General features: G+C 33.1%; 21 protein-coding genes. 5 read left to right on the forward strand and 16 right to left on the reverse strand.

From position 1 onward, the window contains the following. On the forward strand, positions 1–224 hold a 224-nt coding region (locus tag ACTG3Y_RS03660), incomplete at its 5' end, for a T9SS type A sorting domain-containing protein (protein ID WP_439151572.1). A gap of 51 nt (positions 225–275) precedes the next feature. On the opposite strand, the gene rlmN is transcribed toward ACTG3Y_RS03660, so the two are convergent. The 8 genes from rlmN to rsgA all read right to left on the reverse strand — a co-directional run bounded on the left by rlmN (position 276) and on the right by rsgA (position 9,645). Next, positions 276–1,316: a 23S rRNA (adenine(2503)-C(2))-methyltransferase RlmN gene (gene rlmN, locus ACTG3Y_RS03665; protein ID WP_439151573.1), complete on the reverse strand. Its 1,041-nt coding sequence runs from the start codon at positions 1,314–1,316 to the stop codon at positions 276–278. 88 nt (positions 1,317–1,404) lie between these two features. Further along, positions 1,405–2,454: a tRNA preQ1(34) S-adenosylmethionine ribosyltransferase-isomerase QueA gene (gene queA / locus ACTG3Y_RS03670; RefSeq protein WP_439151574.1), complete on the reverse strand. Its 1,050-nt coding sequence runs from the start codon at positions 2,452–2,454 to the stop codon at positions 1,405–1,407. 70 nt (positions 2,455–2,524) lie between these two features. Next, positions 2,525–3,754: a 3-phosphoshikimate 1-carboxyvinyltransferase gene (gene aroA / locus ACTG3Y_RS03675; protein ID WP_439151575.1), complete on the reverse strand. Its 1,230-nt coding sequence runs from the start codon at positions 3,752–3,754 to the stop codon at positions 2,525–2,527. Between the two features lie 34 nt (positions 3,755–3,788). Continuing rightward, a complete protein-coding gene (locus ACTG3Y_RS03680) occupies positions 3,789–4,115 on the reverse strand; it encodes a nucleotide pyrophosphohydrolase (RefSeq protein ID WP_439151576.1) in 327 nt (108 codons plus the stop codon). A 2-nt stretch (positions 4,116–4,117) separates the two neighbouring features. Then, a complete protein-coding gene (locus ACTG3Y_RS03685; RefSeq protein ID WP_439151577.1) occupies positions 4,118–6,136 on the reverse strand; it encodes a transglutaminase domain-containing protein in 2,019 nt (672 codons plus the stop codon). A gap of 34 nt (positions 6,137–6,170) precedes the next feature. Further along, entirely contained in the window at positions 6,171–7,994 is a 1,824-nt protein-coding gene (locus tag ACTG3Y_RS03690; RefSeq protein WP_439151578.1) for a DUF3857 domain-containing protein, read from the reverse strand. A 251-nt stretch (positions 7,995–8,245) separates the two neighbouring features. After that, entirely contained in the window at positions 8,246–8,698 is a 453-nt protein-coding gene (dtd, locus tag ACTG3Y_RS03695; RefSeq protein WP_439151579.1) for a D-aminoacyl-tRNA deacylase, read from the reverse strand. After that, positions 8,695–9,645 carry a ribosome small subunit-dependent GTPase A gene (rsgA, locus tag ACTG3Y_RS03700; protein WP_439151580.1) on the reverse strand — a complete coding sequence of 317 codons (951 nt, stop codon included), beginning with the start codon at positions 9,643–9,645 and terminating at the stop codon, positions 8,695–8,697. The genes dtd and rsgA overlap by 4 nt, the downstream gene beginning before the upstream one ends. A gap of 125 nt (positions 9,646–9,770) precedes the next feature. On the opposite strand from rsgA, the gene ACTG3Y_RS03705 reads away from it, so the two are divergent. Further along, complete coding sequence (locus ACTG3Y_RS03705; protein ID WP_439151629.1) at positions 9,771–10,208, forward strand: hypothetical protein; 438 nt, start codon at positions 9,771–9,773, stop codon at positions 10,206–10,208. A 107-nt stretch (positions 10,209–10,315) separates the two neighbouring features. Here the strand turns inward: ACTG3Y_RS03705 and ACTG3Y_RS03710 are convergent, their stop codons facing one another. The 5 genes from ACTG3Y_RS03710 to ACTG3Y_RS03730 all read right to left on the reverse strand — a co-directional run bounded on the left by ACTG3Y_RS03710 (position 10,316) and on the right by ACTG3Y_RS03730 (position 16,084). Beyond that, a complete protein-coding gene (locus ACTG3Y_RS03710; protein WP_439151581.1) occupies positions 10,316–11,965 on the reverse strand; it encodes a hypothetical protein in 1,650 nt (549 codons plus the stop codon). Positions 11,966–12,152: 187 nt separating this feature from the next. Beyond that, a complete protein-coding gene (locus ACTG3Y_RS03715) occupies positions 12,153–13,235 on the reverse strand; it encodes a chorismate mutase (RefSeq protein WP_439151582.1) in 1,083 nt (360 codons plus the stop codon). Positions 13,236–13,260: 25 nt separating this feature from the next. Continuing rightward, positions 13,261–14,112, reverse strand: a complete 852-nt coding sequence (locus tag ACTG3Y_RS03720) for a prephenate dehydrogenase (protein WP_439151583.1) — start codon at positions 14,110–14,112, stop codon at positions 13,261–13,263. A 2-nt stretch (positions 14,113–14,114) separates the two neighbouring features. Next, positions 14,115–15,260, reverse strand: coding sequence for a pyridoxal phosphate-dependent aminotransferase (locus ACTG3Y_RS03725; RefSeq protein WP_439151584.1), 1,146 nt, complete (start codon positions 15,258–15,260; stop codon positions 14,115–14,117). Next, entirely contained in the window at positions 15,257–16,084 is an 828-nt protein-coding gene (locus ACTG3Y_RS03730; RefSeq protein WP_439151585.1) for a prephenate dehydratase, read from the reverse strand. The genes ACTG3Y_RS03725 and ACTG3Y_RS03730 overlap by 4 nt, the downstream gene beginning before the upstream one ends. 274 nt (positions 16,085–16,358) lie before the next feature. On the opposite strand from ACTG3Y_RS03730, the gene gldA reads away from it, so the two are divergent. After that, entirely contained in the window at positions 16,359–17,252 is an 894-nt protein-coding gene (gldA, locus tag ACTG3Y_RS03735) for a gliding motility-associated ABC transporter ATP-binding subunit GldA (RefSeq protein WP_439151586.1), read from the forward strand. On the opposite strand, the gene ACTG3Y_RS03740 is transcribed toward gldA, so the two are convergent. Then, positions 17,245–17,988, reverse strand: coding sequence for a head GIN domain-containing protein (locus tag ACTG3Y_RS03740; protein WP_439151587.1), 744 nt, complete (start codon positions 17,986–17,988; stop codon positions 17,245–17,247). The genes gldA and ACTG3Y_RS03740 overlap by 8 nt on opposite strands. Next, positions 17,985–19,079 (reverse strand): acyloxyacyl hydrolase, encoded by a 1,095-nt coding sequence (locus ACTG3Y_RS03745; RefSeq protein ID WP_439151588.1) that lies wholly within the window; start codon positions 19,077–19,079, stop codon positions 17,985–17,987. The genes ACTG3Y_RS03740 and ACTG3Y_RS03745 overlap by 4 nt, the downstream gene beginning before the upstream one ends. A 230-nt stretch (positions 19,080–19,309) precedes the next feature. Here ACTG3Y_RS03745 and metK point away from each other — a divergent pair, with 230 nt between their 5' ends. After that, positions 19,310–20,563: a methionine adenosyltransferase gene (gene metK, locus ACTG3Y_RS03750; protein ID WP_439151589.1), complete on the forward strand. Its 1,254-nt coding sequence runs from the start codon at positions 19,310–19,312 to the stop codon at positions 20,561–20,563. A 142-nt stretch (positions 20,564–20,705) separates the two neighbouring features. Next, complete coding sequence (locus ACTG3Y_RS03755) at positions 20,706–22,526, forward strand: carboxypeptidase-like regulatory domain-containing protein (RefSeq protein ID WP_439151590.1); 1,821 nt, start codon at positions 20,706–20,708, stop codon at positions 22,524–22,526. 69 nt (positions 22,527–22,595) lie between these two features. Here the strand turns inward: ACTG3Y_RS03755 and ACTG3Y_RS03760 are convergent, their stop codons facing one another. Further along, on the reverse strand, positions 22,596–25,385 hold the full coding sequence (locus ACTG3Y_RS03760) for a carboxypeptidase regulatory-like domain-containing protein (protein WP_439151591.1): 2,790 nt from the start codon (positions 25,383–25,385) through the stop codon (positions 22,596–22,598). Positions 25,386–25,419 lie beyond the last annotated feature (34 nt).

Raw genomic sequence — 25,419 nt, forward strand, 5'->3', positions numbered from 1 at the left:
ATGGAGTTAGAGTTATTGTACTAAATAATAGAATAGGTTTATATAATTTACCTCAATCTACAGATTATACTCTATATGATATTTCTGGAAAACAAGTTTTAAAAGGTTCAATTGAAAGCGAAAGCCATGTTATTGAGACTAAAAATATTGCTAACGGAATTTACATTGTTGAATTAACAGATAACACATCTAATAGAGTTATACGTAAAAAAGTTGTTCTATAAATAATAATATTTCTATAATGAAAAGTCTCAAGCATACGCTTGAGACTTTTTTTATCCTTTATTGGCTAACTGACCGCAGGCTGCATCAATATCTTTACCACGACTTCTCCTTACTGTAACCGTGATATTATTTGCTTCTAAAATATTAACATACATGTCTATGGCTTTGGAATTCGCTTGTTGAAACTCACCATCATCAATAGGATTATACTCTATTAGATTTACTTTACTTGGTGCAAATTTGCAGAACTCTACTAAGGCTTCTACGTCCTTTCTTTTATCGTTAATGCCATCCCAAACTACATACTCATAGGTAATCCTATTTTTAGTTTTGGCATACCAGTATTGTAAGGCTTCTCTTAAATCGTTTAATGGAAATGTGGCATTAAATGGCATTATTGATGTACGGACATCATCAATTGCTGAGTGTAATGATACAGCTAACTTAAATTTCACCTCATCATCCGCCATCTTTTTTATCATTTTTGGCACACCAGATGTCGATACTACAATTCGTTTAGGTGAGATACCTAATCCTTCCGGAGAGGTGATTTTATCTATGGCTTTAAGCACATTGTTATAATTCATTAAGGGTTCACCCATTCCCATAAAAACAATATTGCTTAATGGTCTATTATGATATAATCGGCTTTCATTATCTATCGCGACTACTTGATCGTAGATCTCGTCAGGATTAAGGTTTCGCATACGCTTTAATCTTGCTGTAGCGCAAAATTTACAGTCTAAACTACAACCTACCTGAGAAGACACACAAGCTGTTGTTCTAGTGGCTGTTGGAATTAAAACAGATTCAACAATTAAATCATCATGAAGTCTTACTGCATTTTTTATTGTACCATCAGAACTCCGTTGCATCTGATCTACTTTTATATGATTAATCACAAAATTATCTTGCAACATTTGCCTTGTAGCCAACGAAATGTTAGTCATGTCTTCAAAACTATGAGCCGACTTTTGCCATAACCATTCATATACCTGATTCCCTCTAAACGCCTTATCACCTTGTTTTACAAAGAATTCTCTTAATTGTTCTTTGGTTAAGGCGCGTATGTCATACTTTTTAATTTCCATTTGGCACAAAGGTAACTAAATGATTTTTGGATTTTTGATATAAAAAAAGCCTCAATTAAGAGGCTTATATGTTTATTATGGGTTTTATTTAAATTATAAGCATAGCATCACCGTAAGAGTAAAATTTATATTTCTCCTTTACAGCTTCTTCATAGGCTTTTTTCGTGAATTCGTGACCTGCAAATGCGGAAGTCATCATTAATAATGTAGATTTTGGTGTATGAAAATTAGTAATCATACAGTTTGCGATGCTAAACTCGTATGGTGGAAAAATGAACTTATTGGTCCAACCATCATAAGGATTTAACCTTCCACTTGAAGACACTGAACTTTCAATTGTACGCATAGATGTCGTTCCAACTGCACATACACGCTTTTTAGTTTCAATACCTTTATTAACTTTAGCTGCTGCTCTTTCAGTGATAATTATTTCTTCACTATCCATTTTATGCTTCGATAAGTCTTCTACCTCAACAGGGTTAAATGTACCTAAACCAACATGCAATGTAACCTCTGCCATTTCTACACCCTTAATTTCTAAACGTTTTAATAAATGCTTAGAGAAATGCAGACCTGCTGTTGGAGCCGCTACAGCACCTTCATTTTTAGCAAAAATTGTTTGATAACGTTCTTCATCCTCAGGTTCAACATCTCTTTTTATATACTTAGGAAGCGGTGTTTGTCCAAGTTCTGTAAGTTTTCTTCTAAAATCGGTATAAGAGCCATCATATAAAAAACGTAATGTTCGTCCTCTTGATGTAGTATTATCAATGACTTCGGCTACAAGCGTTTCGTCTTCACCAAAATATAATTTATTCCCAATTCTTATTTTTCTTGCAGGATCTACTAAAACATCCCAAAGACGCTGATCTTGGTTTAACTCTCTCAATAAAAATACTTCAATACGAGCACCTGTTTTTTCTTTATTTCCGTAAAGTCGTGCAGGGAAAACTTTAGTATTGTTTAATATCATCACGTCTCCTTCATCAAAATAATCAATAATATCTTTAAAGAGTTTGTGCTCAATGGTTTGTTTTTCTCTGTTCAATACCATTAGTCTTGCTTCATCTCTGTGTTCTGCAGGGTGTTCAGCTAATAATTCTTCTGGAAGTTCAAAATTGAAGTGTGATAATTTCATTCTATAGTCTTGTTTTTTAGAAGTTGCAAATATACAATCTCAACATAGGCCTTGTCAAGTAAATGCAGGTTTATTTTAATTTGAAGCCAATAGTCTTTAAATCTTCCCAGAATTGAGGGTAAGATTTACTAACTACATCAGTATTCTCAATACGTATTGAAGTCTTTAATCCTAGCGGAGCAAACGCCATAGCCATACGATGATCGTTGTATGTGGCAATACTAATATCACTATTGATTTTATCAGAAGGTTTTAAGCACAATGAATTTTCAGTAATTTCTATTTCCGCTCCTAGTTTTTTGAGCTCTGTTTTTAAAGCCACTAATCGATCTGTTTCTTTAATCTTAAGGGTGTGCAATCCTTTTAAATCACAGCCAACACCTAAACCAAAACATGTCACAGCAATAGTTTGAGCAATATCTGGAGCATTACTTAAATCAAGATCTATGTTTTGTATTATTTCTAATTCAGCAGATCTTTTTAAAGTTAATGTGTGCTTATTGAAATTTGTTTTTACACCTAATTTCTCGTAAATCTTAGCTAAAACTGAATCACCCTGCAAAGAATCTTTCTTATATGATGAAATATTTAATGTAGTATTGACTTCGCTTAAAGCCACTAGACTATAAAAATAGGATGCAGAAGACCAATCTGATTCTACAACCAGAGTTTGTGGCTGCATTTCTTTATTAAAAGGTTTTACTATTATGATATTATCACTAAAATTAGTTTCAACACCTATTTTATTAAGCAGGCTCAACGTCATGTTAATATAAGGTACAGATGTAATTTCACCTTCTAAGTTTAACACTAATCCATCCTTAAGCTTTGAAGCAATAAGCAACAATGCTGATATGTATTGACTACTTACATTAGCTTTTAATGTCACTTTATTCTTAGCAATGTCCTTACCTTTTATTTTTATAGGAGGAAAACCGTCGTTTTCTAAATACATGATATCTGCACCTAAATCTCTTAATGCATCAACTAAAATTTTTATTGGTCGCTCTTTCATACGAGATGAACCTGTTATGGTAACTTCTCTTCCTTTTTGAATAGAAAAATATGCCGTTAAAAACCGCATTGCTGTACCTGCATGATGAATGTCAATTACCGATTCTTTGGAGCTTAGCGCTTTTTGCATGAGCACAGAATCATCTGAATTAGACATATTCTCAATCTTTATTTGAGGATACAGTGCTTGTAAGAGTAATAATCGGTTAGACTCGCTTTTTGATCCTGTGATTTCGATGGACGATTTATTACAATGTATTGACGATTTCTGAATTCTAATATCCATATAAAAAATATTCCCGCATTTAGCGGGAACAAAATTACTTTAATTTATCATTATTGTGATGCCTATCGTGATCTCGTTTTGCTTTTTTATCCATTTTTTTATCAAAAGCGTTTTGCAAATCTATACCTGTTTGGTTGGCTAAACATAACACGACAAACATAACGTCGGCAAGCTCTTCGCCTAAGTCTTTGTCTTTATCACTTTCTTTCTCGCTTTGCTCACCATAGCGTCTTGCAATAATACGTGCTACTTCACCAACTTCTTCAGTCAGTTGTGCCATGTTGGTCAGTTCATTGAAGTAACGCACTCCATGTTCTTTAATCCAATTGTCTACGTCTTTTTGTGCGTTTTTTATTCTCATACTTAGGCTTTTGTCAACACAATTTGTTCTGCTTGTTTTTCTACTGTTTTAGCAAAAAAGTCTTTAAAACCCTTATAGTCTTTTGGTTCTATAAATGTGTTATTTAGTTCTAAACTTACACTAAATTGGAGATATTTCCCATTTTCTTTGGCTACATAAACAAATTTAGCCTCACCTCCTTTGTATTCAAAAGCTTCTGTTGCGGGTAAAGATTCCACCTTGTAGCCTTCTGGAAGCATAATATTTACCATGTATTTATCTTCTAATGGAATAACAAAATCTATTGGATATTTTCGGTCTTCTAACTTAAAAGGACTTTCTTTTGTAGCTAAGAATAATAACGGCGAGAAGTAGATCTTATCACCAACTTCATCAATACCATCTAAGAGTTCGTACTCATAGGTCACTTTAGCTGGCTCTGTTATATTCACGTCATTTTCATACACTAATTCACTGATTTCAATATCACCTTTATTACTTTCAAGTGATTTTATATGATCGTCTAAGCCAAGGCCTGTATATTTTTTTCTATAATTTAATGCTAAGTACGCCGTGTAATTTTTTCTTACTTTTCCTGTGGCAGAAAAATCATCATTAATTTTTACGTTCAGCATTGTAGATTCAACTGATTTGTTGTTCGAATTTATGTTAACCCAATTAGATGTACCATCCTTTTTGAGCACACGACCTTGCCAATTTAACACACGCTCTGGTAATACATTATTTGTACTAAAAGGTTCTGTTGCATCAATTAGCATGTACTTATTTTCACTTTGCACCATACAAATCACATAATTAAAACCATCTCTTGTAGGGAAAAGCGGTACTCCGTTATTACGTGTGCTGATGAGTACCGGATTTGCATTGACACCTTGAGAACGCAACATAGCAGTTACTAATAAATTGATATCGGCTACATTACCGATGCCTTCGTTATAGGCTGTTCTTATTCCTTTTTGGGCAAATTTGCCGTATTTTTCATTCCACTTTACTTTAGATTTAACAAAGCTCTCTATTATAAATGCTTTAGCAAAATCGTCCTCTACACCTTGTAAAATCGGCTCTAAATCATTTTTAAAAAATCCTGTTCTATTTAATTGTCCGCCAAAATCTTCATTATCGTAAATAGATTTTGATACTTTTTGCCAACTAGACGCAAAAGATTTTGTAACTATACCATCTAAATTAAGTATTGCCTCTAACTCCATGCTTAGTTTAGCTTTGTAGTTGTTTAAACTACCACCAAAAGACTCAGTCTTAAGAGCAGGAATATTTTCTTCTGAAAATTCTATGACATTATCAAAATACCTCATAGAATTGGACTGATACGAATTTCCACTTCCCACATAAGAGCCATTTTTATATTTACTTCTAGTAGTTAGTGTTCTGTCTGTTTTCGACTCGTTATAAATAGCTAAATAATATGCTTTTGGGTTTAAAAACTTATTATATCTAAAAACTTGTGGTGTAGCGATTTTAGCCTCTAATTTTTTTACCGGTATAGTAAATTGCAATTCTAAATCATCAATGAATGGAAACTGTGATGATACAATGTATTTATACTCTATTACTGAACCCGCTTTTATATTGGGTAACGTAAAAGAATTGATCATACCAAATTCTGATACTTTTTCATCAAAAATGCCATCCTTTTTTAATTTGTCTTCTTCAATTTTTCCGTTTTCCAAATTGTATGTAAATGCCTTTAAGCCCTTTAATTGCTCATTATTCCCTCTACCTCCTTTGTATAAATAGACTTTATGAGTTGCCCAGTCAAAACCTTCTTTATCATATATTTTTATACGAACATGTACTTCTCGTTCTTGTGAAAAACCATCATTTTGATTAAACGTAAATCTAACTTCTTCATTTCTATATAATATAGCAGCATTTGCCGTTGAATCCGTTGGATAATATTTTTCTTGTAATTCGGATTTTGAAACTTTTCCGAAATCATAATTTTGCCCATAAATACTCGCAAGACTGCAGACTGTTATTAAGGTAAATAATAAATTTTTCATTTGTAATATTTGTAATGATTGTTATTAGGTAGTATTAGCTTGTTATAAGTACAATTTTAGACTTATCATTTTTTACAATTTGTTTTCTAAAATTTCGATAAGCTTTATAATCTTCTTTTTCGTAGTTTCCTTTATTTAAAACGTAAGTTCTGGTATATTTTAATTTATTTCCTTCTAAAGCTTCTATTGAAAACTTATAAATTCCGAATTTGGTTTTAATTTCTTTACCCTCTGACATGGCTTCTATATTCATGTTTTCTGGTAATTGAATAATATACTCATCTACATCTTTAAAAGAACGATTCACTTTAAAATCTAATTTTCTTTCTGAGTATCGTGGTGGTATATTGGATAGTTTATTAAACATATTTGGCTGAAGAATTAATCTTTTACCACTTTTTGAAGCATAATTCTCAGCTACTACCTTAATATTTTCAGAAAATACAATATTATCCTTATCGTCTTCAATTTCAATATTATCTATGGTTATATTATTGATATTGTCCCAATAGTTTTTGTAATATAATTGCTGATCTCTGAGTGTTTCTGTTTCAATACGCTGATGATTGTTGTATTGATAACCAGTCGTTGTAATTGTAACATCAGAGGTAAAACTCCCTACCTCGTCAAATATTACATTGGCCATAGTTTTCTGCACACTATCGTCTGCATTGTAAACCTTTGTATGTACTATTTCACCACCTTCTGGTTTAACCAGCAACACATCTCTATCGTCTGTAAATCCAGCTGTAAATCCAAAAGGGTTGGATTGACTCGTACATTCTAAAAATATATGTTCATCGTTATTAGGTACACAAAGTATCGCATGATTGCCTTGTACAGATGAAAAATCTGCATCTATATCTCTTATATTCTCATCCCCATAAACCAAAGTATAATAAGACGGCACATCAACGACTTCCAATAAGGCTTTCGTATAATTTGTTAATCCTTTGCAATCACCATAACCTAATTTATCAACATCGTCAGCCAGCATGGGCTTCCATCCACCGATACCTATCTGCACACTTATGTAACGCGTTTTATCTTGCATATATTTATACACCAATTTAGCGCGCTCTATTTTATTATCAACTCCATCGGTTAAAGCTTTGACGTCTTCTATCGCAGATTGCGGCAAAACATCTGTTCCTGTTAGTAATTTAGAATACACCCATTTTCCAAAATCTTGCCAATTATTATTGTGGCCCTCAACACCTGCCATACTAAATTTCGCCATTACAACTTTAACCCTAGGAGTGTACATTGCAATATTTGGGCAATAAGCCTCATATTTAATACTCGGTAGGTTCTCAGCTTTGAAATGAAATTCAGAAATTTCAGAAATACTATCATTTTCAAAATTTTCTTTTTTTAACCTAATTGTTTCGCCTGTGTTATTCTGTATTTCAAATTCAGAATGTTGTACTGCTAAAAAGAAGCCATCAATTGGTCGCCATTGTGGCATAAATGCGGTGCTTTCATGATGTACTTCAGACTCATACTCTATTGTATATGGATACTTTACTGGTGTGTACTCAAAGAATTTTACGCGACTGTCTGAATATAAAGTTCCACCACTAACCGCACTTTGATCTGTAAAGTCGTTTCTTCTAATTTTTTTTATCTCATCGCCAAATTGATCATAAATTTTGGCCTCTATTTTTTTTATTTCAGTATAATCATTGTAAAACTCAACCGTGTTGGCATGTCTGTTTCCATATTTATTAAAGACAGTTACGATTCGTTTTGTATAAACGACCATTTCATCAATTCCATTAATTTCTATTCGTTCTTTATTATACCGAACCACAGCATTAGAATTGCTTTTTAAATCTTGCGGTACTAATAATGACATATAGGCATCAGTTGACTGTGCAAATGAAATAGAAATAAAAAATATGAAGAAAACTAGATAGTTTAGTTTTAATTGAGGCATGAAATAGTAAAATATGGCTTAAAAAAATAAATATAAAAAAGCTACAACAAACTCCAAATGATTTTGTTAGAATATTCCTAAAGCTGAAATTATTGAAAATGAAATAAGTTTAGTATTTGGACTATTTAAAACGACACTAACAAACAAGCCAAATCCTAAATTAGACGTAATTATTCTCTTTTTTTAGAATCAATTAATATAGTTACTGGTCCATCATTAACCAATGCTACTTTCATATCTGCACCAAACTCTCCTGTTTGAATTGTTTTGCCTAATTCTGATTGCAATTTCTTAACAAAAGCCTCATACAACGGAATGGCTAACTCTGGCTTTGCAGCTTTTGTATAGCTTGGTCTATTTCCTTTTTTAGTACTTGCTTGTAACGTAAACTGACTTACAACTATAACATCACCATCAACATCCAATAAGGATGTATTCATTACTCCATCGGCATCTGGGAATATACGAAGGTTAACCACTTTTTTACAGAGCCAATCAATATCCTCTTGGCCGTCATCATCTACAATACCTAAAAGCACCAATAAGCCCTTAGTAATTGAGGCAACATTTTTATTATTAATAGTCACTGATGCTTCGGAAACTCTTTGTATTACAACTCTCATTCTGCATCCCAATTATCGGTTCGGTAATGTTCATCTTCACCTTCTAAGATTTGAAGGTAACTTCGATATCTCGAATAAGAAACCTCATCGTTTTCTAGTGCTTCTTTTACGGCACATTTAGGTTCCTTTAAATGTAAACAATTATTGAATTTACAATCTTGCTTCAACGCAAAGAACTCAGGAAAATAATCACCAACTTCTTCTTTCTCCATATCTACAACACCAAACCCTTTTATACCTGGTGTATCAATGATTTTTGCATCAAAACTAAGATCGAACATTTCTGCAAAAGTCGTTGTATGCTGCCCTTGCATGTGTTGTTCTGAAATTTCTTTGGTTTTTAAATCTAATGATGGTTCAATAGCATTCACTAAAGTAGACTTACCAACACCTGAGTGACCAGCAAACATACTCACCTTACCAACCATAAGGGCTTTTACTTTATCTATATTTTTGCCTGTCGTGGCAGAAATCCCAATACATTCATAGCCTATTTTTCTATAGACACTTGCCAAATACTTAACCTCTAACAAGGTCTCTTCATCATAGGCATCAATTTTATTGAAAAGTAAAATAGTCTTAACAGAGTAGGCTTCGGCAGTAACTAAAAAGCGATCTATAAAACTTGTAAATGTTGGTGGATTATCTATAGTGACCAGTAAGAATACCTGATCTATATTAGCCGCAATGATATGGGTTTGCTTTGATAGGTTAACGGATTTGCGAACAATGTAATTTTTACGCTCTTCAATTCGGTTTATAACACCAGTTTCCGTGTTGTTTTTAGTTTCTAGTTCAAACGCTACGTTATCGCCAACAGCAATAGGATTGGTGCTTTTAATGCCTTGTAATCTAAAGCGACCTTTAATTCTACATTTATAGAATTTTCCGTTTCGAGTTTTTACAGTGTACCAACTGCCTGTAGATTTATAAACTGTTCCTGTCATTGACTAAATTAATATTAACAAAGTAACGACTTTTAACTAAAAAGTCTTTATTTTAATAGCACAAAACAAAAATCAACAGTCATGAAAAAAATTTCTTATTTATCGCAGCAATTGCTGTAGGTCTAATTTCCTTTTCTTTTATTAACAAAGATCATTCGAACGAAGAAAAACCAATTGCACAAATAGAGTACAAAGTTATTACTAGTGTAGAATCTATTGTAGCAAACGGCTTAGGACGATCCAGATTGATTTCTTCAAATGTAGATAGAAACTATGATGATTTCAAATCTGAAAGGTCGAGTGATAAAAAAGAGGATGGAAGAAATAAGTCTAAAAGAAAGGATATCCGTGTGAAGGATTTTGAAGAAACCAAATTATTGAATTTTTATAACCTTGGAGGTATTCGTTTTCAAAACATCGTCGCTAATGATGCTGTAATTACCTCAAAATTAATCGCTATGGCAGAAGAGGGCTGGGAATTAGCCTTTGTTTCTAGTAGCTCTGAAAGTGACGCTGGAAAAGGTGATGTACAAGGTATTTTTGTAACACGCTATATTTTTTAAACGAATTAATTAAAGTTTTCACTCATAAAATAATTAAAAATTACCTGACTATGGAGCAAAAAAAGACAGTCCTAAGACTGTCTTTTATAATTTTGCTTCTAATTTTACTATTGAGCAACAGTCAGTCTACCCAATTTGTCCTCACTCTTTCTGGATGAATATACTATATATTCTGAAGGAGAAACTCTATAGTGCACTCTTGGGCGCAAGACCAGTTGATACTTTTCAGCAGTTTCTTGATCCATCCGTATAATACTTCCACTCGTATCAAAGGTCACGGCTGCTGGTACGGCTTTATTATAATTACCAAGCCATTTAATGTCTTCGATATCAGTAACTCCATAATTTTTAGTGTTATCATTAAAAATTACAGTTAGTTTTTCTTTGTGATAAATAGGCATAGCACTCAAATACTCGGGGCCTTTACCCATAACGGTTAACGGCACCATAACACCTGCCGCAACTGAAAAATTTCCCTGATTAGAAAACCCAAATATTCCAAGAGACATAGTCGTATAAGATGCTTTCTGTTTTTTAGCAATTACATTAGACCATGCTACAGACCCATCAGGGTTTAGAGACGTTACAATAATCTCGTTATTTATGAATGTAATTGGTGTAAATGCTAATGGGCCGATACCTGAACTGCGGCCCTCAATGATTAATTGATATTCTGATAACAGTATTAATCCACCGTCGTTTTTTTCGATTAAGCTATGTGTAACATAAAGTGGCTTTACATCCTTACCTTTCTTAGCACGACGTTCGCCAATCAGTTTCACTTTTGTTTCGTAATCAAATTCATTAAAGTTTAATCTTTGTAACTCGTTATTTGAAACCGTAATAGCTGCTGCGTAAATGCCTTTTAATTCTTTATTCGCTTTTCCATTTTTTCTAACGCTAGAGTAGAAACCAACTAAATGTAATAGTCCATCTTTATTAGCCAACATTTCGCAATTAATAATTTCTTTGTCTTTAAACTTAATATCAATGACTTCTTTTTCATAGCCATTAGAACTTTTAAACGCATGTACTTGAAATTTTTCATTGTTTGTTTTAGTCTTTTTATCTCTAAAACTCTCATTAATTACTATAAAAACATCATCATTAACGCTTACATCATAATCTGCGATTGTAAACTCTAGTCCGCGTCTGTCTTTAAAAGGAACCTTTTCGATATAAGACATTGCTGTATCGAGGTTCTCATCTAATAATTTTAATTCGTATTGAATCACTTCCTGCTTATCAAAAAGCGCAGCATGCATTATCAGTAAGCGATCACCTGCAGGAGAATCCTTAAAATAAAAAGCACCACGCTCTCTCTTTTTAGTTACTTTGGTAGAAAACAACTTTACCTGCTCGTTTGCCAGTTTTCCGTCTTCCAAGACTTCAATACCAAATAAATGAGACATTTTGTCTTTTTTATCATAGACACTACCAAAAACGTGAACTTTATTACCAATCATACTCACATCTTCGAATTCAATAGATCTATCCTTAAAACTTGAAAGATCAATTTCATTCGTTGAAATGATTGACATGTCTGAAGATTTAAACACTTTGATATAGTATTTCTTTTTCTTATTGGCTAAGGCATAAATTTTACCATTAGTCTCACCAGCTATACGAACAATTTTAAGCGAATTGTCCTCGATTTCTGCACCGTGATTAATTGTAAAATCTCCAACTTGGATCTGAGAAAATGCCAGCGTGGTAAATAGCAAACCACACACTAGCGCTAAGTAATTTTTAGTCATTATTGATTAATTTGTAGTTATGGTGGCAATTATAAGAATATTATTACGAAGCATTCTTATTTTCGTTGTAATATATTTTAAATACCTCTTAATGCCGTTCATCGACGATAATGCACTCTAAAAAATTCACTTATTAAATACAAAAAAGGCTCACCAATAGAGAGCCTTTTTCTTTTTTACTAATCTTCTAATGATTAATAATTTCTTCCTGATGATTAATCGATTCTTGGTGAATGGCTTTAAACATTCTAAGTATAAACTCCTCACTTAGATTTTTCTCTTCCCCTTCTAAAATCATTTTACCTAAAATCTCATTCCAACGTTTGTTCTGTAAAACAGCTACATTATGGTTCTTTTTTAGTGTACCAATATCGTCAGCTACATTCATACGTTTGCCTAATATTTCAATCAACTGATGATCGATAACATCTATCTTTGTCCGTAGCGTATTAATTTTGTTTTTAAAGTCAGCATCATCTCCTACTTCTTTTCTAATACGTAAATCTTCAGTATACTTAATTAACGTTTCTGGTGTAATTTGCTGCGCTGCATCACTCCACGCATTATCAGGATCGTGATGTGTTTCTACCATTAAACCATCATAATTTAAATCTAAAGCGGTTTGGCTTAAATCGAAAATAATATCACGTCTACCAGCAATGTGCGATGGGTCTAATATTAGAGGTAAATCTGGAAAACGATTCTGTAAGTCTACAGCAATCTGCCACTCAGGATTATTTCTATAACGTGTTTTTTCGTAGGTTGAAAACCCTCTATGAATCACACCTAAATTTTTAACATCAGCTGTATAAAAACGTTCTACAGCGCCTAACCACAATGATAAATCTGGATTTACCGGATTTTTAATCAATACAGGTTTATCGGTTCCTTTTAACGCATCTGCTATCTCTTGGACAATGAATGGGCTAACCGTTGTACGTGCTCCAATCCAAAGGATATCAACATCGTGCTTTAGTGCTAATTCTACGTGGTTAGCATTTGCAACTTCCGTAGTAATCTTCATGCCTGTTTCTTCCTTTGCTTTTTGAAGCCATTTTAGACCTAAAGCACCAACACCTTCAAAGTTTCCTGGTCGTGTTCTCGGTTTCCAAATACCAGCTCTAAAAACAGTAGCATCACTATTTTTTAATTGATGTGCAATATTTAATACCTGCTCTTCTGTTTCTGCACTACAAGGTCCAGCAATAACCAAAGGATGATCTAAGTTAAAAGCATCTAACCAGTTTCGCAATTCTTTTTTATTCTCCATAATTCTATTCTTCTTTTTCTGAATTTTATTCTATTCCGTTTAATATATCTTTTATGTGATTTGTCGTCTCCATTTCATTAAATACAGCGTCAAAATCATTATTTTCCATGAGGGTTTTAAAATGCTGTAGATTATTTATATACTCATCTAATGTTTCGATGACATTGGTTTTATTCTGCTGAAAAATTGGCGTCCACATAGCTGGTGAACTTTTTGCCAAACGCACCGTACTTTCAAAACCACTGCCAGCCATATCAAAAATATCACGTTCATTTTTTTCTTTCTCAATCACAGTTTTACCAAGCATAAATGAACTGATATGTGACAAATGAGAAACATAAGCAATATGCTTATCATGAGCTTTTGGATTCATGTAACGAATACGCATGCCTAGATCTGAAAACAATTTCAATGCTTTTTCCTGAAGCTTAAAAGCCGTCTCTTCTACTTCGCAAATGATGTTGGTTTTATTTTTAAATAAACCATTGATAGCTGCTGAAGGACCTGAAAATTCTGTACCGGCAATAGGATGGGCCGCTAAAAAATTTCGTCTTCGTTTATGGTTTTTTACTTTTAAGCAAATGTCTTCTTTTGTAGAACCTGCGTCAAAAACAATTGTGTTGTCTGAAACATGATCTAAAATACTTGGTAATATGTCTAAGGCGGCATCTACAGCTATAGCAATGATTACTAAATCTGCTTTATTCAGATCTTTGATTTCAGCCTTCTCATCAATGATATGATATTGTAATGCTTCATCTAAATGACCATCATTTTTATCGATGCCGTAGATAGTACACTCAGGATTGCGTTTTTTAATATCTAAGGCAAAACTTCCTCCGATTAACCCAACTCCAATTACAAAAATATTCCTCATAATTACTTTACTCTAGATATCGCTTCTTTAATTACTTCTTCTGGCGCACATAATGAAAAACGTATATAACCTTCTCCATTGCTACCAAAAACAGTTCCAGGTGCAATAAAAATTGAATGCTCTTTTAGTATTAAATCTGTATATTCTTCAGATTTTATATGAGGTGGTATTTTTGCCCAAACAAACATACCTGAAGCATCAGTTTCATATGTACAGTTAAGCGCGTCTGCCAGTTTCCAAATTAACTCACGTCTTAGTTCGTAAACACTATTTAAACTTACAAACCACATATCTGAACATTTTAAGGCTTCTATAGCTCCTTTTTGTATACCATAAAACATACCGGAATCCATATTACTTTTAACCTTAAGTACAGCGTTTAAATAATCAAACTTTCCAACAAGCATACCAACACGCCAGCCTGCCATATTAAAAGTTTTACTTAATGAATTTAATTCTAAACAAACGTCCTTAGCATCTCTATAGCGCATAATACTAATTGGTTTTTCATTGAGAACAAAACTGTAAGGATTGTCATTAACAATTAAAATATTATGACGTTTACCAAAGGCAATGACCTCATCATAGAATTTATTAGGTGCGTTAGTACCTGTTGGCATATGCGGATAGTTAATCCACATAATTTTTACCTTACTTAAGGCCATACGCTCTAAAGCTATAAAATCTGGTAACCAATGGTTATCTTCATTAAGATCATAAAGTATTGGCTCTGCTTCAACAAGTTTTGCAACAGCCGCATAAGATGGGTAACCAGGATTTGGTACTAACACCTGATCTCCTTTATTTAAAAAGGCCATGGAGATATGCATTATACCTTCCTTACTTCCTAATAATGGTAATACTTCGGTCTGACCACTTAGGCTTACTTTATATCTGCTTTTATAGAAATTGGCAATCTCATCTCGCAATGCAGGTAAACCTTGATAACTTTGATATTTGTTAGCTCCAACATCATCTAAACTATCTCTTAACAGCATGGTCGCTTTAAAAGGAGGCTCTAAATCAGGGCTTCCTATACCTAGGTTAATAATTGGTTTTCCCTGAGATTTTAAAAACGCAACTTCCCTAAGCTTTTTAGAAAAGTAGTACTCTTCTACATTTTTTAAACGATTAGCGACATTTATCATACTCTTGCGTTTTTATATTCACCTAATACTTTAAATTTTTCTGCCATTAGTTTCATTATAGACTTCGCTTTATCATAGTCGTTATAATCATCAAAAGTAACGTCTACAAAAAAAGCATACTTCCATGGTGTATCTATTTTTGGTAGAGATTGTATTTTAGTAAGATTAAGTTTACAATCACTCATAACATTCAAAATCGTAGCTAAACTACCTCGTTTGTGATTTAATTCAAATTTAAGCGACGCCTTATTTATATCTTTGGTTTCTAGACTATCATTATCACGTTTTACAATGACAAAGCGAGTTTCATTGTGCTTTATGGTTTGAATACTCTCTGCTAAAATCTCCAGATTATACATTGAAGCCGCATTTTTACTTGCAATTGCTGCAACGCCTTCTATATTTTGCTCCGCTATCTGCTTTGCCACATCTGCAGTATCCTTTGCTTCTACCAATTTAATATGCGGATAATCTTTTAAAAACACCTTACACTGCAATAATGCCATTGGGTGAGAGTGCACTTCTTTTATAGATTGTAATCCCTGGTCTCCCTTTGCCATTAAATTATGCTGAATGTCTAAATAATATTCTCCTACAATATTGAGATGATGGTTATCTATTAATGCATAATTAGGAATAATTGAACCTGCGATAGAATTTTCTATTGCCATTACAATATGATTAGTTTCATCATTAAGCAAACTATCTACGGCACCATCAAAAGACATACACTCTATCACATCAGTATTGCTATTAAAATACTGTTGGGCTACCTCATAATGAAATGAGCCTTTAATTCCTTGTATGGCAATTGGTTTAGTCATAATAAAAAAGTCCCGATTAAATCGAGACTTTAAAAACTATATTTTAAATAAAACATACTAAGCCTCGTTTCTTTTACTAAAAAAGAAATAAAACCAGTTATAATATGTTTTAGATATGTTCATTGTTATTAATATCTAGCTAAAGTAATTAATATTTTTACAAATCAAAATAGTTAAAAATGTTTTTAACAGATAATTACAAAGTTTTAAAGAATTAATAATAAAGAAGCTACACTCTAATTTAATACCTATTTTTGATAAAATTTTTTTTTGAATGTCTATTGAAGTAAAAAATATCACTAAAGTTTACAATGATCAGAAAGCTTTAAATAATGTTTCTTTTAAAGTTAAAGATGCAGAAATAGTAGGATTCTTGGGGCCAAATGGAGCAGGTAAATCTACTATGATGAAAATATTAACGACTTATATTGAAGCTTCTGAAGGCTCTGCTGTTGTAAATGAATTTGATGTCAACTCTGATAAAAAAAAGGTCCAGAGTAGCGTTGGATATTTACCAGAACACAATCCTTTATATACAGACTTATATGTAAAAGAATATCTGAACTTTAATGCAAACGCTTATGGTGTTCCTAAATCTAAAATAAATGAAGTCATTGAACTTACAGGACTTAAACCAGAGGCTCATAAAAAAATAAGTCAACTTTCTAAAGGCTACCGACAACGTGTGGGTTTGGCAAATGCGTTATTACATAACCCTGAAGTATTGATTTTAGATGAGCCAACAACGGGTTTAGATCCTAATCAACTAGTAGACATTAGAAATTTAATTAGATCAATTGGTAAAGAAAAAACGGTATTTCTATCGACACATATAATGCAAGAAGTTGAGGCCATGTGCGACCGTGTTATAATTATAAATAAAGGGGAAATTGTTGCTGATAAATATCTGAAGGATTTAAGAGAAGGTCAGGATCAGATTGTTATTGCCGAATTTGATTACAGAATTGAGGACGCGTTTTTATTAAAACTCCCTAAAGTAACTAATGTAAAAAATCCACATGGTTTTGTATACGAGATTACCTTTAATACAAAAGAAGATATGCGCTCCCATGTGTTTGATTTTGCACACGATAATGATTTAAAGATTTTACAATTAAATCAAAAGAATACAAGTTTAGAAAGCATGTTTCGAGAATTAACTAGTTAAATATTAAACGCCCTGTATAAAAGCGTTCTACATCTACAATTGGTGGCTCATTAACTGCGATTAAATTTCCTATACCACGTAATTCACCAGAAAGTGATTGTATCGGATTTACAATCATATCATTACTGCCACGATGGAATACTTGAATATTTTGAGCCTCTAAATTTCTCCCTTCAAAACGCCCAGAACCCGAATAAAAACCAACAAAAAGGTTATTTACTTGACCATCGATATAGAAAAATGAAATATTATTCGAACTTATAAAGAGACTTTGACTATTAATTGAAAGTTTAAAATCACCTACAGTAAATTCACTTTCCCCATAAAAATCCTCAGAAAATAAGGTTAGATTATTATAATTTAAAATACCATCAGAAGATATCTCATATTGAGAAGACGTTCTAATTTCTGAAAGATTTGGTGCTTCAACAAAAACTTTAGTAAGGCCGTATTCTCTATTGTAATTACAGGTATTATTATCTGTTAGAATAAGTTGATTATCAATTACCTTAACACTAACATCATTAATTAGATTTTTACCAGTTTGAATCGTCACTTTAAATTCTGGTGCTTCTTTAATGACTAATTCAATATCTCTATTCACCAAAATTCTATCAAAACTCTCTATTTCAATTTCAGTTTCAATGATCTCACCTGCAGTTTGGAAACAATCCCAAGCATCCTCACTATCACAAGCAAAACAACATAAAACAACTATGTAGATCAGTTTTTTCATAATCTTATACCAATTCCAAATTCTACTGCTTCAGCTTTAGCACCATGTGATTTTAGGGTCATTGCGCCAAAGAACTTCTTTCCAAAATAACGTTTTAAACCAACTCTTATATAGGTTCGTCCTTCAAAATCAAATGGGTAATATACGTAGTAGCCTAATTGCGTTACTACAGACATTCTATTAACAAATAACTCATGACCAACAAATAAACCAACACGTTTAAAATCCTCATCACCTGTTACATCTTTTTCAGGAAAAGCAACAGACTGATAATAAATAAGCTCTTTTAAAAAGTTTGAAAAAAATACATCCGCACCGACTTGTAAGGCACTTAAATGACTCAATCGTTTGTCGGCATAGGCAGAAAGAATATAAAAGGGAAACTGACCGCTTCCAATTACATCACTCTGATTAATCCCTGATCTAAAAACAGCATTAAGTCGAATCGGCTCTATAAACTTCTCATCTGTTAAATTATCTACATATTGGTTAGTCTCTTCTTCAAGATTATAAGTCAACCCTAAGTTAAAAGCCATAGTATTTACACTGGTATTTGGTGCTTTTACATTAGCATTTGAGTAATGTATAAATGACAATCCACCTTGCAAACCAAAGCGATCAAAGATGCGCTCTTTTTTAAAATTGAGCATTAGATATGTAGAACTCAGAAGCCGTGTACCAAAGGCAATATTTTTAGGATTATCTAGTCTATCATAGGGATTAGTTGTATAAGCTAAACCTTGCCCAAGACGCAACATTAAATTACGCCTAAAAAAGTAAAAATTGTAATGGGCATACACACCAAAGTTATCACCTAAATTATTATTCTTTAAATCCTGATAAATAAAAGACGCTCCGTAATCTGGATAATTAAAACGTTGCTCCCAATCTTCATTTCCAAATGTTTTTTTATTCCAACTAAAAATAAAGCCTTCAGGATGACCCGTTATTAAATGAAGTATATCGTTATTATGGAGTGCAATGTTCCCACTAAAGTAATGGAGGTCAAAATAGGAATCGGTCGCTTCATTTTGTTGAGCGAAACAAATGCATCCAAATAATAAAACAAAACCAGTAAGCCAGTATTTCATTTAGGTAAAGTTGGGACAAAAGTAATTTTTTTTATTTAAGAGTATCTTAAGGTGATAAGGTTTTTAGATTTGATATTAATACGTATTTTTGTCAAGTCTAAAAAAGAGGAAAAATTTGATCTGATTGCAACCTCTGAAAAAAAATGCTAAAGCAGTATCTTAATTACTTCTCTAGCGACCAAGCAATCATTTCGTTTTAAAAACAATAATTATAACCTAAATTAGGATTTATGCCATATTTATTTACTTCAGAAAGTGTATCAGAAGGACATCCAGATAAAGTAGCAGACCAAATTAGTGATGCTTTAATAGATAATTTTTTAGCTTTTGATCCTGACTCTAAAGTAGCTTGTGAAACGCTAGTAACAACAGGACAGGTTGTGCTTGCTGGAGAAGTTAAATCAAATACGTACCTAGATGTACAGAAAATTGCAAGAGACACCATTAACAAAATAGGCTACACGAAGAGTGCATATATGTTTGACGGTAATTCTTGTGGTGTGTTTTCTGCTATTCACGAACAATCTGAAGACATCAATAGAGGTGTAGATAGAGCTAGCAAAGAAGAGCAAGGTGCTGGTGACCAAGGAATGATGTTTGGTTATGCAACGAATGAAACCAACAATTACATGCCGTTGGCTTTAGATATTTCGCATCTTATATTGAAAGAACTCGCTGCATTACGAAGAGAACAAAAAGACATTACCTATTTAAGACCAGATTCTAAAAGTCAGGTGACTATTGAATATAGCGACGACAATACACCTCAACGTATTGAGGCTATTGTGATTTCTACACAGCACGATGATTTTGATGCAGACGAAGCTATGTTAGCTAAAATCAGAGAAGATATTGTTACTATTCTAATACCAAGAGTCGTTGCAAAAGTACCTGATCATATCAAACCACTTTTCACTGATGATATTACCTACCATATTAACCCAACCGGTAAATTTGTTATAGGTGGACCACATGGAGATACTGGTTTAACAGGGCGTAAAATAATTGTAGACACCTATGGAGGTAAGGGTGCTCATGGCGGTGGAGCATTTTCTGGAAAAGATCCGAGTAAAGTAGACCGAAGTGCTGCTTATGCCACAAGACATATTGCAAAAAACTTGGTTGCGGCAGGCTTATGCGAAGAAGTTTTAGTACAAGTATCTTACGCTATTGGTGTTGTAGAGCCAATGGGTATTTTTATTGATACCTATGGCACTTGCCATTTTAACTTAACAGATGGAGAGATTGCTGAAAAAGTATCTAAAATATTTGATATGCGACCAGCTGCCATTGAAAACCGATTAAAACTCCGTCAACCAATGTATAGCGAAACTGCTGCTTATGGCCATATGGGAAGAGAAAATATCGTTGTAAAGAAAACTTTTGAACAACTTAATGGTGAACCTATTTCTTTAGATGTGGAATTGTTCACTTGGGAAAAACTAGACTACGTTGATAAGGTAAAGACCGCATTCGGTATTTAAAAATCACAAACATAATTAACCTTCAACCCTAATAATATCTATTTTTATTAGGGTTTTTTTCATGATATTTTTTTTGAGTAGTAGGAGATTTCACGTTTTAACTGTTACATTCATAACAACAATTAAACTAAATCAACACATTATGAAAACCATTAAAAAATTCCCAAATCTTATTTTAATGCTTTTACTTTCAATGATGATGATCACGTCTTGTGAAAAAGATGATGGTCCTTCAGGTGATGGTGAACCACAAGAGAATATTCCTGATACATTCTCAGAATATTTCGGAAACGATATCTCAAGAGACTTTTTGGGTAATGTTATAGACACTAACAAAAACCCTATTGGAGGTGTTACAATTACAATTGGTAACCAAACTGCTACAACAGATAGTAATGGTGTTTTTGTGATTAATAACGTTTCAGTAAAAGAACGTTTCGGTTATATAAAAGCTGAAAAAGCAGGTTATATTCATGGCTCTAGAAGTGTTGTGCCTTCAAATGGCACAAATAAAGTAACGATTATGCTTTTAGAAGCCACAGTGGTAGGTACTGTAAATAGTGGTAGTTCAGAAACAGTAACAGCAAGTGACGGAAGTTCTGTTAGCTTTGATGGTAATTTTATAAAAGAAGATGGTACGGCTTATAATGGCTCTGTGAATGTTATTATGCATCATTTAGATCCAACAGATGAGGACATGCCACAACAAATGCCAGGTATGCTTTATGCCGAAAATGAAGATGGTGCTGAGCGCATGCTGCAAACACTTGGTATGCTAGCTGTAGAATTAAGAGGTTCTGGTGGTGAAGACCTTAATTTAGCTGAGGGCTCAACTTCTGAAATTAAAATACCTGTAGATTCTGATCTTATGGGAATAGCACCAGCTTCAATTCCACTTTGGTATTTTGATGAGGCAAATGGTTACTGGAAAGAAGAAGGAGTTGCCACTTTACAAGGAAATATGTATGTTGGTAATGTATCACATTTTTCATTTTGGAATTGTGATATCCCTGCAGAAGCCGTAACTCTCTGCATCACTGCAACGGATGAAAACCAAGGTGAATTAAATAATCTTTGGGTAAGTATTACCAGTACTACATTTGGCACAACCTATGGCTATACCAATGAAAATGGTGAAGTCTGTGGCTACGTACCAAGCAATGAAACCTTAGTCTTAAATGTTTATGGTTATGATTTTTGCGGTGACAATACCTTAGTTGCTCAAGCTATTGGGCCGTTTACGGCAGACTCAAATATTTCGGTTATAATACCAGAAAACACAGATATTATAGAGGAAACAGTCACTGGTGCGTTTAATACATGCAATGGAGATGTTGTAACAGACGGCTATGTACAATTAACTTATGGCAACCAAACATTTATAGATGCCGTCTCTGATGGTAGTTTTGAAATTAATTTATTACGTTGTAATGAAGACAATACCTTTACTGTAAAAGGTAGTGATTATGTCAACTTACAAACAACGGATAGTATTAACTATACCTTTACAACACCACTGACAAATATAGGTACTATAACCGCTTGTAATTCTATTAATGAGTTTATTGAATACGCAATTGACGATGGTGACTCTGTGCTCATTTTTGAGAATATATACGCTAGTTTCTATGCAGAAGGAGGACAAAATACTAACGGTCCATCAATAGATATTTCGGCATCAAGTAATGATCAGGGAACTTGTTTTTATTTATTTAGTGCTTTAAATGAAGGTGATTATCTAGGTACTTATGATAGTTTAGACTGGACCGAACCTAATGACACCGGCTTCTTTATTGGAGAATGTATCAATATGTCTAATGAAGATAACAATATAATCTACAACTTAACGTCACTTGGCGAAGTAGACGAATATATCGACATCAACTTTAGTGGCACTTATCTAGATTATAACAATGAACCACACAGTATCACTGGTGTTATACATGTTTTAAGAGATAATTAAAATTTATAATTTCTTATCAAAAAAGCCTTCTCACTTGAGAAGGCTTTTTTGTTTTTATATTATATCATTCTATAAAGTATAAGTTAACCTAAAGGTTATAAATCGTGGTTGTACAAAAGTCTCTGAGCTAAACACAGAAATATTACCAGCTCCGTTATTGATATTAGAATCGATATCTAATATATTAGAGGCTCTTAAGGAATACTCCCATTTAGCATCTCTATTTTTTCTGTAGCGTAACGACGCGTCCCAAGTTTTAAAGGCTTCTGTTACACCATTACTTTCCTGCTCTGTATAGGAGAAATCTGTAATAAAAGTCAATGAATCCCATATGTAAGCATCAAATTCAATTGATGGTGCTCTTGTGATAAATTTTGTTGTATTCGACCCTTGGTCGTTAGTTCTAACGGTATAACCATAACGTAATCTTACATTAGGTGCTTCTCTAAAGTTAGTACGTATTTCTGGTGTGTAGTTCTGCGTAAAACTTTCATTTAACGATTGTCTTCCCTGTATAAATTGATTGAGTTTGCTATAATTAAAATTAGCTCTGAAACTAGCTCTAATTTTACCAAACGTTCGTTGCACTCTACCAAATACAGACGCACTCTCATCCGCAAATTGCGAGTTAAAAAATGAGCTCGTTCTAATAACACTTTCAAAATTGGTTAAAGATCTAATTTGATCTATGTTTTTACTGTAGTTTGCACCGGCAAATACGTTAGTATAATTAAATAAATTAAAACTACTGTAGAATAATCTAATATTATGAGATAATGCATTTTGTAGCTCAGGATTACCAAACTGAATACTATTAAAATTATTTAATACTAAACCTTCAGCGATATTAGTTACATCCGTAAAAGTATTAGTCATATTATAATTTAACTGCAGACTCTCACTCTTTTTAAACTGTATACGAGCCTCAAAATCTGGTAGTACATTAAAGAAATTATCTTCAAATTTTTCACCAGCTTGTGTATTTTGATTACCATAAGCATGAAAAGAGACTCCTGGTGTAAACGTAAATTTTCCTGTTTTAAATCTGTAATGCACTCCTAAATAAAAATCTCTAAAGCTATACTCTACATCGTCATTGGTAGCCGATAAGATATTACCATCATTTTGAAGCGATGGTGTTGGATCAAATCGTGTACCGTCATCTAAAAACTGAAAAATATTAGAGTTAAACTTCTGATTACTTAGAATTGTACCTAGCGTTAAGTTAATATTACTCTTAGCATTAAGGATATTGTAATAATCTAACTTAGCATCTAGCTGATTAGTTTTTACCAGTTGTTGCTGGTTAATATTATACCCAAATTGATCTTGATTAAATCCTAACCCTTCCGCTGTTGTATCAAAAGCATCTCTATCGTTTGGATCTAACTCGTCATTATTTGTAGGATCATTAACCAACAACGCGTTATAAAATGGATCTTCTTCTCTTAGTAAGTGTTGCACCTCTAAAGCAAAGATGTTATTTTCATCTAATGTGAAATAGTAATTAAGATTTTGATTGATACTATAAGGTTTTGCTTTATCTAATTGGTCTGTGTTACCAACAACAGTTGAAAATAAGTCTTGACGTTCTTGATCATCCGAAATACGTGCGATTACATCGTAATCTAACTGATTATTAACATTTGGCTTGTATGACGCACTTAACTTTGCTATGGCTTGGTTAGAAGCCTCACGTCCACGCTGATCTGTTGCTTCATCTGGCGGTAACCCAGCAGACTCATCAACAGGTGTACTTGGATCGTCTTCTATATCTATGTAATCCACAAAGCTCTGTTCCCTTGTTCTTAATCGACTACTATTATATATTAAAAACCCACTTAGATCTAAAGCTTTATTAGGTGAATAGCTAAAGTTGGCTGTTGCTAATTTAGTCACAACCTCTTGTGCTCTTGCTATACTTGTTAAACCACCAAGTCCATTATTACCTAAATTAATATTTGTACCACTAGTACGACTTGGTAGTCTAAAGCCACCACCAAATCCACGCAAATCTCTATTGGTTAATGCTACTTCGCCAATATTGTTCATATCACCAATGAGGTTGATACTGTATTTTGGACTGTAATAAAACAGTTTTGGTTGTATTAAATATAGTTCATCATTTGGAGAAGGAGCTTGTCCTGCACCTGCCGTAATATCTCCAAACCAAAAATTCTCTTTTCCTTCTTTGAGTTTAATGTTTATAGCGACATTATCTTGATTATTCTGTACACCGCTCAATTGTCCTACCTCCGCATAATTTCGTAATACCTGTACTTTATCTACAGCGTTTGATGGAATATTCTTTGTCGCTAGTTTCGTATCACCATCAAAGAAATCTTTACCATTAACCATTAATTTATTTACCGTTTTACCTTCTACTTCTATTTGACCATCTTCATTAATTTCTACACCTGGTAGTTTTTTTAGTACATCTTCTAGTTTACGTTCACTACCATTTTTAAATGAGTCTGCATTATAGATTAATGTATCACCTTTTATAGTTACAGGCATTTCGTAAGTTAACTCTACGGCATCTAATGCATTGTCTGGCATTAAAGTAAAATCTCTATCAATATTTTGATCTGTTGTTGTGATTATCTCCTCAAACGTCTTTAACCCTATATAACTGACCTGTAATTTGTATTTCCCGTTTTTACCAAGAGATAACGTGTACTTTCCTTTATCATTGGTTACAGCAAATGATTCTAAAGCACTTGTTTCTTGATTGATTGCGATAACATTAGCCAACTCTAGCGGAGTACCAATACTATCTTTTACAACTCCTTGCATTCTAACTTGAGCAAAAGAGTGACTTGCCACTACTACAAAAAGCAGCATTAATAATTGTTTCATTGTCTTTGATTGTTTTTCTTTTGGTTGGTAAATG

This window comes from Winogradskyella sp. (assembly GCF_965656915.1).
Taxonomy (GTDB): domain Bacteria; phylum Bacteroidota; class Bacteroidia; order Flavobacteriales; family Flavobacteriaceae; genus Winogradskyella.